General features: G+C 72.5%; 11 protein-coding genes. 3 read left to right on the forward strand and 8 right to left on the reverse strand.

Going from position 1 to position 12330, the window contains the following annotated elements; translation table 11 throughout:
- Positions 1–83: 83 nt before the first annotated feature.
- The 4 genes from infB to rimP form a co-directional block, all read right to left on the reverse strand.
- Positions 84–3161 (reverse strand): translation initiation factor IF-2, encoded by a 3078-nt coding sequence (gene infB / locus AB0L21_RS33320; RefSeq protein ID WP_365788082.1) that lies wholly within the window; start codon positions 3159–3161, stop codon positions 84–86.
- 145 nt (positions 3162–3306) lie between these two features.
- The gene (locus AB0L21_RS33325; RefSeq protein ID WP_132788764.1) at positions 3307–3603 is read right to left on the reverse strand and encodes a YlxR family protein; all 297 of its coding nucleotides are present in this window, start codon (positions 3601–3603) and stop codon (positions 3307–3309) included.
- A gap of 121 nt (positions 3604–3724) precedes the next feature.
- On the reverse strand, positions 3725–4711 hold the full coding sequence (gene nusA, locus AB0L21_RS33330) for a transcription termination factor NusA (protein WP_365708939.1): 987 nt from the start codon (positions 4709–4711) through the stop codon (positions 3725–3727).
- Positions 4712–4713: 2 nt separating this feature from the next.
- On the reverse strand, positions 4714–5241 hold the full coding sequence (gene rimP, locus AB0L21_RS33335; RefSeq protein WP_365788083.1) for a ribosome maturation factor RimP: 528 nt from the start codon (positions 5239–5241) through the stop codon (positions 4714–4716).
- Positions 5242–5497: 256 nt separating this feature from the next.
- Here rimP and AB0L21_RS33340 point away from each other — a divergent pair, with 256 nt between their 5' ends.
- The 3 genes from AB0L21_RS33340 (at position 5498) to AB0L21_RS33350 (ending at position 7542) form a co-directional block, all read left to right on the forward strand.
- Positions 5498–5998, forward strand: coding sequence for a hypothetical protein (locus AB0L21_RS33340; RefSeq protein ID WP_365788084.1), 501 nt, complete (start codon positions 5498–5500; stop codon positions 5996–5998).
- Positions 5995–6495: a ferritin-like domain-containing protein gene (locus tag AB0L21_RS33345; RefSeq protein WP_365788085.1), complete on the forward strand. Its 501-nt coding sequence runs from the start codon at positions 5995–5997 to the stop codon at positions 6493–6495. Before AB0L21_RS33340 ends, AB0L21_RS33345 begins: the two co-directional genes overlap by 4 nt.
- Positions 6496–6642: 147 nt before the next feature.
- Entirely contained in the window at positions 6643–7542 is a 900-nt protein-coding gene (locus AB0L21_RS33350; RefSeq protein WP_365788086.1) for an aminoglycoside phosphotransferase family protein, read from the forward strand.
- A 100-nt stretch (positions 7543–7642) separates the two neighbouring features.
- Here the strand turns inward: AB0L21_RS33350 and AB0L21_RS33355 are convergent, their stop codons facing one another.
- The 4 genes from AB0L21_RS33355 to ispG form a co-directional block, all read right to left on the reverse strand.
- A complete protein-coding gene (locus tag AB0L21_RS33355; RefSeq protein ID WP_365708929.1) occupies positions 7643–9349 on the reverse strand; it encodes a proline--tRNA ligase in 1707 nt (568 codons plus the stop codon).
- A 73-nt stretch (positions 9350–9422) separates the two neighbouring features.
- Entirely contained in the window at positions 9423–9953 is a 531-nt protein-coding gene (locus AB0L21_RS33360) for a GNAT family N-acetyltransferase (protein WP_365708927.1), read from the reverse strand.
- 20 nt (positions 9954–9973) lie between these two features.
- Complete coding sequence (locus AB0L21_RS33365) at positions 9974–10822, reverse strand: GNAT family N-acetyltransferase (RefSeq protein ID WP_365788087.1); 849 nt, start codon at positions 10820–10822, stop codon at positions 9974–9976.
- Between the two features lie 199 nt (positions 10823–11021).
- The gene (gene ispG, locus AB0L21_RS33370) at positions 11022–12179 is read right to left on the reverse strand and encodes a flavodoxin-dependent (E)-4-hydroxy-3-methylbut-2-enyl-diphosphate synthase (RefSeq protein WP_365788088.1); all 1158 of its coding nucleotides are present in this window, start codon (positions 12177–12179) and stop codon (positions 11022–11024) included.
- Positions 12180–12330: the final 151 nt, after the last annotated feature.

Here is a 12330-nt window from a genome sequence, read left to right on the forward strand (position 1 = left end):
GGCCGGCCGGACAGGAACCGGGCGGAAAACGGCGTGCTGGCCGACGGGACCGCAGTCCCGCCGGCCAGCACGAACCACAGGCCTTACGCCCGCGGCTTCTCCCGCATCTCGTACGTCGCGATGACGTCGTCGACCTTGATGTCGTTGAAGTTTCCGAGGTTGATACCACCCTCGTAGCCTTCGCGGATCTCGGTGACGTCGTCCTTGAAGCGACGCAGGCCCTCGATGGTGAGGTTCTCCGCGACCACCTTGCCGTCGCGGATGAGGCGCGCCTTGGTGTTGCGCTTGACCTCGCCCGAGCGGATGAGGACACCGGCGATGTTGCCCAGCTTGGACGACTTGAAGACCTCGCGGATCTCCGCCGTACCCAGCTCGACTTCCTCGTACTCCGGCTTGAGCATGCCCTTGAGGGCCGCCTCGATCTCCTCGATCGCCTGGTAGATGACCGAGTAGTACCGGACGTCGACGCCCTCGCGCTCCGCCATCTGCTGGGCACGCCCGGCAGCGCGGACGTTGAAGCCGATGACGATGGCGTCGGAGCCCATGGCCAGGTCGATGTCGGACTCCGTGACCGCACCGACACCGCGGTGCAGGACGCGGATGTCGACCTCTTCGCCGACGTCCAGCTGGAGCAGCGAGGACTCCAGGGCCTCGACCGAACCGGAAGCGTCACCCTTGATGATCAGGTTCAGCTGCTGGACCTCGCCGGCCTTCAGCACCTTGTCCAGGTCCTCCAGCGACACGCGGCGCGTGCGCTTGGCGAACGCGGCGTTGCGCTCACGGGCGGCGCGCTTCTCCGCGATCTGGCGGGCGGTGCGGTCCTCGTCGACGACGAGGAAGTTGTCGCCCGCACCCGGGACGTTGGTCAGGCCCAGGACCTGGACCGGCGTCGACGGGCCGGCCTCGGCGACGTTGTTGCCGTTGTCGTCGAGCATGGCGCGGACGCGGCCGTAGGCGTCGCCCACCACCATCGTGTCGCCGACCCGCAGCGTGCCTCGCTGGACGAGGACCGTCGCCACGGCACCACGGCCGCGGTCGAGGCGGGACTCGATCGAGATGCCCTGCGCGTCCTGGTTCGGGTTGGCCCGCAGGTCGAGCGAGGCGTCGGCCGTGAGGATCACGGCCTCCAGCAGCGAGTCGATGTGCAGACCCTGCTTGGCGGAGATGTCGACGAACATGGTGTCGCCGCCGTACTCCTCGGCCACGAGGCCGTACTCGGTCAGCTGACCGCGCACCTTGGTCGGGTCGGCACCCTCGACGTCGATCTTGTTGACCGCGACCACGATCGGCACGTCGGCCGCCTTGGCGTGGTTGAGCGCCTCGACCGTCTGCGGCATGACGCCGTCGTTGGCCGCGACGACCAGGATCGCGATGTCGGTCGACTTCGCACCACGCGCACGCATGGCGGTGAACGCCTCGTGACCCGGCGTGTCGATGAAGGTGATCTTGCGCTCTTCGCCGTTGACCTCGGTCGCGACCTGGTAGGCACCGATGTGCTGGGTGATGCCACCGGCCTCGCCCGCGATGACGTTCGTCTTGCGGATCGCGTCGAGCAGTCGGGTCTTACCGTGGTCGACGTGACCCATGACGGTCACCACCGGCGGACGGACGACCAGGTCCTCCTCGGAGCCCTCGTCCTCGCCGAACTCGATGTCGAAGGACTCGAGCAGCTCGCGGTCCTCCTCCTCCGGGCTGACGATCTGAACCGTGTAGTTCATCTCGTCGGCGAGGAGCTGGAGGGTCTCGTCGGAGACGGACTGCGTCGCGGTGACCATCTCGCCGAGGTTCATCATGACCGCGACGAGGGACGCCGGGTTGGCGTTGATCTTCTCCGCGAAGTCGGTGAGCGACGCGCCGCGGGAGAGACGGATGGTCTCGCCGTTGCCGCGCGGCAGCATCACGCCGCCGACGCTCGGGGCCTGCATGGCCTCGTACTCCTGGCGACGCTGCCGCTTCGACTTGCGGCCACGACGCGCGGGACCGCCGGGACGGCCGAAGGCGCCCTGCGTGCCACCGCGGCCACCGGGACCGCCGGGACGGCCGCCGAAGCCGGGACGGCCACCGCCGCCACCGCCGGGACCACCCGGACGACCGGCGAAGCCGCCGCCACCGCCACCGGGGCCGGCGGGACGGCCGGCGAAGCCGCCGCCACCGCCACCGGGACGACCGGCGAAGCCGCCGCCCGGACGACCGCCGCCGCCACCGGGACGACCGCCGCCACCGGGGCCACGGCCGCCGGGGCCGCCGCCGGGACGCGGACCCGCAGCGGGACGCTGCGGCATCATGCCGGGGTTCGGACGCGGGCCACCGGGGCCACCACCAGGACGGGGACCGCCCTGCGGACGCGGCATCGAGCCCGGGGTCGGGCGCGGACCGCCCGGAGCCTGCGGACGCGGACCGCCGCCCTGGGCGCCGGGCGCCTGCGGACGGGGACCGGCGCCGGGGGCACCGCCGGGGCCGGGACGCGCACCGCCCTGCGGGCGCGGGGCCTGCGGACGGGCCATGCCGGCGTTGCCGCCGGAGGTGAAGGGGTTGTTGCCCGGGCGCGGACCGGCCGGACGGGCACCGGGACGCGCGCCCTGGCCACCGGGGCGGGAACCGCCCTGACCCGGACGGGCCGCCTGGCCCTGGCCGGGGGCCGGACGAGCGCCACCGGGCTTCGGGGCACCGGGACGGGCGCCGGGACGCGGACCCTGGGCGGCCGGAGCCTGCGGGGTCTGCGCGGCCGGGGCCGGCGGAGCGGTGAACTCCGGGGCGGCCGGGGCCGGACGCGGCGCGGGCTTGGGACCCGGCACCGGGCGCGGGCCCGGGGCCGGTGCCTGTGCGGGCGCCGAGGGGGCCGACGGGGCGGCCGGCTGCTCGGCAGCGGGCGCCGTCGGGGGCTTGGGGGCCGCCGGCCTGGGGGCCGGGGCAGCCGGACGTGCCGCCTGCGCCGGGGAAGGCGCGGCGGGCCTGGGGGAGGCCTTGCGCGGGGCGGGCTTGCCGGCGGACTTGCCGTTGCCACCGCCCTGGAAGGCGTCGGTCAGCTTGCGTACAACCGGCGCTTCGATGGTCGAAGACGCCGAACGGACGAATTCACCGAGTTCCTGGAGCTTGGCCATGACGACCTTGCTCTCGACACCGAACTCCTTGGCGAGTTCGTAGACCCGGACCTTAGCCACTTCGCTCCTTTGAGGTCCGGGTTGAAGCCGGACCGTCGCTAGTTCATGGGCGTACTCATCGCGTACTCATCGAGTGCTCATCGCAATCTCGACCTGCTTTCGACTCGCGAGGTACCAGACCGCACGGGGTTCCGTGCGGCTTGTCTTACGGCGTTGCCTGCTCGGCAACTGTTGTCTGCTCGACGTATCGGCGCAACGCCTTTGTGTCGAGCGGTCCCGGGACGCGCAGTGCCCGCGGGAACGCCCGGCGGCGTACCGCCTGGTCGAGACAGACCAGGGCGGGGTGTACGTACGCACCCCGGCCGGGCAGCGTACCGCGAGGATCGGGGACGCAGGCGTCCTCGATCTCCACGATCCGCAGGAGATCGTTCTTGGCCGCCCGCTCCCGGCACCCCACACAGGTGCGTTCAGGGCATGCTCCGGCGTGCGTCCGGCCAGACACAGTTAAGTCTACCTCCCCGTACCGACCTCACCCCTTTGGGGCAAGAATCGAACGGCTGTTGTCGTGATCTCAGCGCCGGGCGGCTTGGATCTATTCCCCGGCGCCCGGATCCGCTCCCGGTCTACTCCCCGGCCTGCTCGGTGTCGGGCCGGATGTCGATCCGCCAGCCGGTCAGCCGGGCCGCCAGGCGGGCGTTCTGGCCCTCCTTGCCGATCGCCAGTGACAGCTGGTAGTCCGGCACGGTCACCCGGGCGGACCGGGCGGCCATGTCCACGACCTCCACCTTGCTCACCCGAGCGGGTGACAGCGCGTTCGCGACCATCTCCGCCGGGTCGTCCGACCAGTCGACGATGTCGATCTTCTCGCCGTTCAGCTCGCCCATCACGTTGCGCACCCGGCCGCCCATGGGGCCGATGCAGGCGCCCTTGGCGTTCAGGCCCGGACGGGTGGACCGTACGGCGATCTTGGTGCGGTGGCCGGCCTCACGGGCGATGGCCGCGATCTCCACCGAGCCGTCGGCAATCTCCGGCACCTCCAGGGCGAAGAGCTTCTTCACCAGGTTCGGGTGCGTACGGGAGAGGGTGACGGACGGCCCGCGCACGCCCTTGGCCACCCGGACGACGTACGACCTCAGGCGCATGCCGTGCGGGTACGTCTCGCCGGGCACCTGCTCCTGCACCGGCAGGATGGCCTCCAGCTTGCCGATGTCCACGAGCACGTTCTTCGGGTCGCGGCCCTGCTGGACCACACCGGTGACGATGTCGCCCTCGCGGCCGGCGTACTCGCCGAGCGTCGCGTCGTCCTCGGCGTCGCGCAGCCGCTGCAGGATCACCTGCTTGGCGGTGGTGGCGGCGATGCGGCCGAAGCCGGACGGGGTGTCGTCGAACTCACGGGGCTCCTGCCCCTCGGCGAGGTCCTCAGGGTCCTCCTTCGCCCACACGGTCACATGCCCGGTCTCCCGGTTGAGCTCCACGCGCGCGTGTCGGCGGCTTCCCTCGGTGCGGTGGTAGGCGATGAGGAGGGCCGACTCGATCGCCTCGACCAGCAGGTCGAAGGAGATCTCCTTCTCCCGAACCAAGCCCCGCAGGGCGCTCATGTCGATGTCCACGGCTACGCCTCCTCCTCTTCCTTCATGTCCTTCTCGCCGGCCGTGCCGGCGCTGTCCTTGCGGTTGAACTCGACCTGCACGCGCGCCTTGGCGATCTCCGGGAAGCCGAGTCTGCGGGCGGTGGCCTTGCGGCCCTTCACGCCGGGCACCTCGACGTCGATGCCCTCGTCGTCGACCTTCAGGATCCGCGCGACCAGCTCGCCGCCCTCCGCCAGCTGGAACTTCACGAGCCGGTCGGTGGCGCGCACGAAGTGCCGGTGCTCGGTGAGGAGGCGCTCCGCGCCGGGGGTTCCGACCTCCAGGTCGTACGCCGCGTCACCCATCGCGTTCGTCTCGTCCAGCCTCGCCGAGAGCGCGCGGCTCACATCGGCGATGGCGTCCAGATCCGCCCCCGTGTCGGAGTCGACGACCACGCGCAGCACCCGCTTGCGTCCGACGGAGTCCACGGCGATCTCTTCGAGATCCAGCCCCTGGGACGTGACGAGCGGTTCCAGCAGCTCTCGCAGCCTCTCGCTCTGGGTGGTGCTCATCCGGGTGACTCCTCGGCCGCGTGTGCTGTTGTGGGATGGGTCGCGTGTCTGATCAAAGGGTACTGCCTCCGGCAGGGGCCGGTTCGCACGCGAGGTCCGGGGCGCCGTGGTTCCCGGGCGGGCGCGGTCCGTCGTGGCTTGTCGCGGTCGGCCGCCGAGCCGGTGACGCGAGGCGGAGGGACTCGCGGGTACCGTGATCAACGGCGGGTCGGCGTTCCCGCCCGTGTGTTCGTACGAGCCCCCGAGGACGTCAGCCGTGCCGTACCCCCCGCTCTCGCGCGTGCCCTCGGGGCCGCGCAGAAGAACCCTGCTCGCCTCGGCCGCCGGTGGCGCCCTGCTGGTGGGCTGCTCGGCCGGACCGGAGTCCGGCGACCCCGGTCCGTCGGCCACGCAGCGGGCACGCGCGCGTGCGGCGCGGGACAGCCGGGGGCTGCTGGAGCGGTACGACGCCGTGCTCGCCGCGCATCCCGGGCTGGCGGAGCTGCTGCACCCGCTGCGGGCCCAGGTCGCGGCGCACGCGGTGGCCTTCGCGGACGGTGCCACGGCCACGGCTTCCGCCACGGCCACCGCCTCCGCCGTTCCCGTGCCGGCCACCGGGAAGGACGCCGTCGCCGGGCTGGCCGCCGCCGAGCGCGCCCTGGCCGGCCGGCGCGCCAAGGATCTGCTGGAGGCGCCGGGCGAGCTGGCGCGGCTGCTGGCGTCGGTCGCGGCGGCCGGAGCCGCGCACGCGTACCTGCTGACGGAGGGGGCCAGGTGAGCGACGGGACCGAGCAGGCCGAGAAGGCCGAGCTGACCGCACTGCAGGCCGCGCTGGCGGCGGAGCACGCGGCGGTGTACGGGTACGGCGTCGTGGGCGGACGGATCGGCGAGCGGCACCGGGCGGAGGCGCGGGCGGCGTACGACGCGCACCGTGCGCGCCGGGACGCGCTGGTGCGCGCCGTGCGTGACCTGGGCGGCGTACCGGTCGCCGCGAGCGCCGCGTACGCCCTGCCTTTCCCGGTCGAGGACGGGGCGACCGCGCAGCGGCTGGCCGCACGGCTGGAGGAGCGGGTGGCCGGCGTCTACTCGGACCTGGTGCGGGCCACGACCGGCGCGCGGCGGGCCGACGCGGCCGGGGCGCTGCGGGAGGCCGCGGTGCGGGCGGTGCGCTGGAGCGGGGAGGGCGTAGCCTTCCCTGGTCTGGCCGAGCGGTCCGGCGAACGGACGGGCGCGGCCGGCACGGCACCGTCGCCGTCAGGGTCGCCGACGCGTTGACCACCGGCCGGGCGGGCCGGGGCCGTTCCACGGGCAGCCCGTGACGACGGGACCGCAGGACAGCACCGGAGACGATCAGGAACAGGATCAGAACGGGAGACTCGGGCGGGCCCCGGCAGCACAGGACACGAAGGGAACGACTCGCGCATGGCTTTCGAACCGCCGCAGCGCCTGGTGCGGGCGCTCGGTGAGACGGCACCGGCCGGGGACGACTGGCTGGCGGGGCTGCCCACGGCGGCCGGGCGGGCCGTCGCCCGGCGCGAGTTGACCGTCGAGCGGGTGCAGGTGCCGGGCGGGCGCAGCAGCCTGGTGGTGCTGGTACGGCGGGCGGACGGCACCCCGGCCGTGCTGAAGCTGGCGCCGCCCCGGGCCCGCCCGGAGAGCGAGCGGGCGGCGCTGGCGCACTGGGGCGGGCTGGGCGCCGTACAGCTGCTGGAAGCCGAGGCGGAGGACGGGGCGCTGCTGCTGGAGCGGCTGCATCCGGATGTGTCGGTGCGGTCGTTGCCGGAGGCGAAGGCGCTGCTGGAGGCGGCGGGGACGCTGCGCAGGCTGTGGGTCGCGCCGCCGGCCGGGGCTGTCTTCGAGACCGTCGCCGAGCGGACCGGGCGGCAGGCGGCGGCGATGCGGGCGAGCGCCGGGAGCGATCCGGAGGCGGCCCCGCTGGTGGCGGCGGCCCTCGCCGCCCGTACGGAGCTGCTGGCCGCGCCGCCCGAGCAGCTGCTGCTGCACGGCACGTTCCGGCAGAGCAAGGTGCTCTCCGGGGAGCGGATGCCCTGGCTGGCGGTGGGCCCGGATCCGGTGGTCGGCGAGAGCGCCTTCGATCTGGCGCGGCTGGTGCGGGACCGGGTGGAGGATCTGATCGCGGCGCCGTCCGGGCCGTCCACCACCCGGCGCCGGATCAAGCGGCTCGCCGAGTCGCTGGAGGTCGACCAGGAACGGCTGCGGGGCTGGACGCTGTTCCGGGCGGTGGAGTCCGGGGTCCGGGCCCGCCGGGTCGGCCGTGAGAAGGACGCGGAACTCCTGCTGGAGTTCGCGAGCTGGCTCTAGGTGAGCGGGGGCGGCTGTCCGCTGTCCGTCCCCGGGCTCACGGAACAACCCCGGCCCGCCGGACCTCCCGGGTAGTGCCCGGGAGGTCCCTTACTGCTGCTTACCGCGCGGTCAGGCGGGCGATCGCGTCCTCGACCGTCAGTTCCTCGCGCTCGCCGGTCTTGCGGTCCTTCAGCTCCAGGACGCCCTCGCCGGAGCGGCGGCCGGCGACCAGGATCTGCGGGACGCCGATCAGCTCCGCGTCGGTGAACTTCACGCCCGGGGAGACCCCGGCCCGGTCGTCCACCAGGACGCGGACGCCCGCGGCGGCGAGCTTCTCGGAGACGTCGAGGGCCAGTTCGGTCTGGAGCGCCTTTCCGGCGGCGACGACGTGCACGTCGGCCGGGGCGATCTCCTTGGGCCAGACCAGGCCGTGCTCGTCGGCGGTCTGCTCGGCGAGCGCGGCGACGGCACGGGAGACGCCGATGCCGTAGGAGCCCATGGTGACGCGGACCGGCTTGCCGTTCTGGCCGAGGACGTCCAGCTTGAGGGCGTCGGTGTACTTGCGGCCCAGCTGGAAGATGTGGCCGATCTCGATGGCGCGGTCCAGCTTCAGGCCGGTGCCGCACTTGGGGCAGGGGTCGCCCTCCTGGACCACCACGACGTCCACGTACTCGTCGACCTCGAAGTCCCGGCCGGCGACGACGTTCTTGGCGTGCGTGTGTTCCTTGTTGGCGCCGGTGATCCAGGCGGTCCCGGGGGCCACGCGCGGGTCGGCGATGTACGTGACCTTCTCGCCCAGGCCCTGCGGGCCGACGTAGCCCCGGACCAGGTCGCCGCGCTCGGCGAAGTCCGCCTCGGTGACCATCTCGACGGCGGCCGGGGCGAAGTGCGCCTCGACCTTGCCCAGGTCCACCTCGCGGTCCCCGGGCACGCCGACGGCGACGATCTCGCCGTCCACCTTGACCAGCAGGTTCTTCAGCGTGGCGGAGGCCGGGACGCCGAGTGAGGCGGCCAGCGTCTCGATGGTCGGGGTGTCGGGCGTCGGGATGTCCTCGGCGGCGGGTACGTCCGAGGCGTCCACCGGCTTCAGCTCGTACGTGATCGCCTCCGTGTTGGCGGCGAAGTCGCAGTTCGGGCAGTCGGCGAAGGTGTCCTCGCCGGCCTCGGCGGGGGCGAGGAACTCCTCGGACTTGGAGCCGCCCATGGCGCCGGCGGTGGCCGCGACGATGCGGTAGTCGAGGCCGAGGCGCGCGAAGACGCGCCGGTAGGCCTCGCGGTGCAGGGCGTAGGACCGGCCGAGGCCCTCGTCGTCCAGGTCGAAGGAGTACGAGTCCTTCATCAGGAACTCGCGGCCGCGCAGGATGCCGGCGCGGGGCCGGGCCTCGTCGCGGAACTTGGTCTGGATCTGGTACAGGATCACCGGCAGGTCCTTGTAGGACGTGCACTGGTCCTTGACCAGGAGGGTGAAGATCTCCTCGTGGGTGGGGCCGAGGAGGTAGTCGCCGCCCTTGCGGTCCTTGAGCCGGAACAGCTCCTGGCCGTACTCGTCCCAGCGGCCGGTGGCCTCGTAGGGCTCACGCGGCAGCAGGGCGGGCAGCGTGACCTCCTGGGCGCCGATGGCGTCCATCTCCTCGCGGACGACGCGCTCGACGTTGGCGAGGACCTTCTTGCCGAGGGGCAGCCAGCTCCAGATGCCGGCGGCCGTGCGGCGGACGTAGCCGGCGCGGACGAGGAGCTTGTGGCTGAGGACCTCGGCGTCCGCCGGGTCGTCGCGCAGCGTCTTCGCCATCAACTGGGACATGCGCTGGACCGGTGCGTTGGCCATGGTTCTCGTACTCCTGCCGGGAAAGGTTGATGGCATGGAGGTTAGCCGGGCCGCCTGTGCCGGTGGAAATCGGTTATCGCCGGCGCAGCGGCAGGGGGGCGCCCATCACGGCGTACGGCCTCGGTGCGCTCGGGAAGTGGACCTGGCGGGCGAGGTCGACGTAGCCGAGGGAGTGGTAGAGGCCGCGGGCGGGGCTGTCGGTGTCGATCGCGGAGAGGATCGAGCGGGGTTCGTCCGCGGTGTCGGTGATGGTGGTGATCAGACGCCGGCCGATGCCGCGGTTCTGGTGGTCGGGGTGGACGTGCAGCTCCGTGATGACGAAGGAGTCGTCCAGCCAGAAGTCGTTGCCGCCCGCGCGCAGATAGGGCTCGACGACGGTGGACCACCAGTGGGTACGGCTGTTGGGCATGCCGTAGACGAACCCGACGAGCCGTCCCCGGACGGTGGCACCGTAGGCGCGCGCGCCGCGGTACTGCATGTGCCGCTGGACGATCTGGCGGCGTACGGCGACTTCGTCCGGGCCGAGCCCGAAGGCGACGGCCTGGACGGCCAGGGCCTCGTCCACGTGGGCGGTGAGGTCCAGGGGGCCGATCACGAGGTCCATGCCGGGAGCGTACAGGGCGGTCAGAAGAGGACGCTCATGAAGGCTCCCACCTCGTGGAAGCCCACCCTGCGGTACGTCCTGCGCGCCGCGGTGTTGAAGTCGTTCACGTACAGGCTGACCACCGGGGCCACATCGGCCAGGGCATAGCGCAGTACGGCCGCCATGCCGGGGGCCGCCAGGCCCCTGCCCCGGTACTCGGGGGCGACCCACACGCCCTGGATCTGGCAGGCGTGGGGAGTCGCCGCGCCGATCTCCGCCTTGAACACGACCCGGCCCTGGTCGTCGACGCGGGCGAACGAGCGGCCGGAGCCGACGAGTTCGGCGACCCGGGCCTGGTAGAGCAGGCCGCCGTCGCCGGCCAGCGGGGAGACGCCGACCTCCTCGGTGAACATCGCCACGCACGCCGGCATGATCGTCTCCATTTCGTCCTTGCGGACGCGGCGGACGTACGGGTCCGGGGTGATGTCGGCCGGCATGCGGTCGGTGACCATCAGCGGCTGGTGGGCGCGGACCTCGCGGGCCGGGCCCCAGTGCGGCTCCAGCAGTCGCCACAGCGCGGCGGTGGGTTCGGCGGGGCCGACGATGGAGGAGCAGCGCCGGCCGGCCCGCCGGGCGCGGTCGGCGAAGGCGCGGACGGCGCGGGGGGTGGCGCAGACGGGGACGAGGTTGGCGCCCGCGTAGCACAGGGAGGTGAGCATGCCGTCCTCGTACCAGCCCCACATCTCGCCGCCGAGCCGCCAGGGGTCGAGGCCCGCGACCTGGACCCGCGAGGTCACGAAGGCGTTCGCGACCGGCTCGCGGTCGAGGACGGCGAGCGCGGCGTCCAGGTCGCTCGGTTCGAGCACTCGTGAGGTGGTCTGGGTCAACACGTGCGGGGGCCTCACGCTGGGGGTCTGCTGATCTCCGCACTATAGCTGCGCTGCTTCGCCGTGTGCCTGCCAGCCCGGGTGGCTCTGAAGCGCTGGGGTGCCGGCCGGTCAGTGGCGTGTCGCGCCCACGCGGCGGAGCCGCACGTCCAGCACAGCCCCGCGCCCCCTGCGGGGGCGCGGTCCCCCGGTGCCGAAAAGCTCAGCTCGCCACCGAAACCGACGGTTCGCCTGAGGCTACGCCCTCGGCTTCCATCTGCTCCGCCAGCTTCATGGCCTCCTCGATGAGGGTTTCCACGATCTTGGACTCGGGGACGGTCTTGATGACCTCGCCCTTGACGAAGATCTGGCCCTTGCCGTTGCCGGAGGCGACGCCGAGGTCGGCCTCGCGGGCCTCGCCGGGGCCGTTGACGACGCAGCCCATGACGGCGACGCGGAGCGGGACCTCCATGCCGGTCAGGCCGGCGGTGACCTCTTCGGCGAGCTTGTAGACGTCGACCTGGGCACGGCCGCAGGACGGGCAGGAGACGATCTCCAGGCCGCGCTGGCGCAGGCCGAGCGACTGGAGGATCTGGAGGCCGACCTTGACCTCCTCGACCGGCGGGGCCGAGAGGGAGACCCGGATCGTGTCGCCGATGCCCTGGGAGAGCAGGGCGCCGAAGGCGACGGCCGACTTGATCGTGCCCTGGAAGGCCGGGCCGGCCTCGGTGACGCCGAGGTGGAGGGGGTAGTCGCACTGTTCGGCGAGCTGCCGGTAGGCCTCGATCATGACGACCGGGTCGTTGTGCTTGACGGAGATCTTGATGTCGCGGAAGTCGTGCTCCTCGAAGAGGGACGCCTCCCACAGGGCCGACTCGACCAGGGCCTCGGGGGTGGCCTTGCCGTACTTCTGGAGCAGGCGCTTGTCCAGGGAGCCGGCGTTGACGCCGATGCGGATCGGGGTGCCGTGGTCCTTGGCGGCCTTGGCGATCTCCCTGACCTTGTCGTCGAACTGCTTGATGTTGCCGGGGTTGACGCGGACGGCGGCGCAGCCGGCCTCGATGGCGGCGAAGACGTACTTGGGCTGGAAGTGGATGTCCGCGATCACCGGGATCTGGGACTTCTTCGCGATGGTGGCGAGGGCGTCGGCGTCGTCCTGGGTGGGGCAGGCCACACGGACGATCTGGCAGCCGGAGGCGGTCAGCTCGGCGATCTGCTGGAGGGTGGCGCCGATGTCGGACGTGCGGGTCGTGGTCATCGACTGGACCGAGACGGGCGCGTCTCCGCCGACCGCCACGCTTCCGACCTGGATCTGCCGGCTCTTCCGGCGCTCGGCGAGCTTGGTCGGAACGGACGGCATGCCGAGAGAAATCGCAGTCATCTGCTGTGCAACCCCAAGTCGTGGATCAAGGTCCGGTCCCGTGCAACGGCGGGCTCCAGGCTTTGAGATTACGGCACCGGGCCCCGCGTCAGCACATCCCACCCGTAAACACACCCTGAGGAACGCGGCCCGGAACCTGAGGGGTCCGGGC

The organism is Streptomyces sp. NPDC052721 (assembly GCF_040678315.1).
GTDB lineage: Bacteria > Actinomycetota > Actinomycetes > Streptomycetales > Streptomycetaceae > Streptomyces.